General features: G+C 47.5%; 1 protein-coding gene. It reads left to right on the forward strand.

Annotated features, from left to right (window positions below; all coding sequences use genetic code 11):
- Positions 1–120 precede the first annotated feature (120 nt).
- The gene (locus FD09_RS15520; protein WP_056988841.1) at positions 121–1149 is read left to right on the forward strand and encodes an IS30 family transposase; all 1029 of its coding nucleotides are present in this window, start codon (positions 121–123) and stop codon (positions 1147–1149) included.
- The last annotated feature ends 62 nt before the right edge of the window (positions 1150–1211 follow it).

Consider the following 1211-nt stretch of genomic DNA (forward strand, 5'->3'; position numbering starts at 1 on the left):
CCCCGATTTAAAATTGAAGTGCAACACTTGATAACTAGACCAATTAGACTAGCTTAAAAGGCCATGAAGGCCTATTCTTATTATTAACGACAAAATCAACAGATAAGGATAGGTGTCTTCATGACCCAAACTAAGAATATCATGCCTAAGCATTACCAACAACTCCAATCTTTTGAACGCGGTCAAATTGAGTCCCTGACTCGATTAGAATTTGGCGTTCGTCAGATCGCTAGCCGGCTTCACCGGAGTCCCAGCACCATTTCTCGCGAATTAAAACGCGGGTTAACCACCCAGATTGATTCCCAGAAACATCGGTCATATCAGGGCTACTTTGCCGAGCGCGGGGCGGCTTACTATCGAGAACAGCGGGCCAAGTGTCACCCCAAAGGTTTACTGCAGCGGGCTGCCGTGTTCTTCAAGTCCCTGCCGAAAGCTTTAAAAGCTAAGCCACGAGTTTTCAGTGTCGATACGTATGTCCACTATTTCAAAGCTCATTACCCGGGCTTTCCCTGCCCATCAACGGCTACGGTCTATCGGTATATCGAGGCTGGCAAGCTCCCGGAGCTTCACAACTATGATTTACCCATGAAGCTACGTCGCCGCGTTAAACGCCCGAATCACCGACATGCCCGCCTGAATAAAAAACGGCTTGGACAGTCCATTGAAGACCGGCCCGCAGTGGTTCGGAAACGTCAGGAGTTGGGCCATTGGGAAGGCGACTTAGTGAAAGCCAAACGGGTTGAGTCCGAACCAGCTTTAATGACGTTAACCGAGCGAGTTAGCCGGATGGAAATTATCGTTAAATTGCCTGATTACCGGGCAGAGACTTGCCGGCAAGCCCTCCAAGATACGATTGATGATTACGGTGCAGAAAACTTTCGGACGATCACGTTTGACAACGGCTCGGAATTCGCTAGTTTAAATCAGGTTCAAGGAACGGAAATCTACTTTGCCCATCCATATTCTCCCTGGGAACGGGGCACTAATGAGAATGTGAATGGTCAATTAAGAGAGTTCTTCCCAAAGGGGCATTCCTTTAAAAACCTCTCATTAGTGGATCTGCAGTTGGTTCAAGACACGCTGAATCACCGTCCCCGCCGCTGTTTAAGCTATAGTTGTCCAGCGGATGTTATGCCACAACTGGTTTAACTTTCTAGACCAATTATAAGAATAGGCCATTAGTGTTGCACTTAACTTGACAATTGAGGAAA

This window comes from Schleiferilactobacillus perolens DSM 12744 (assembly GCF_001435585.1).
Lineage (GTDB): Bacteria > Bacillota > Bacilli > Lactobacillales > Lactobacillaceae > Schleiferilactobacillus > Schleiferilactobacillus perolens.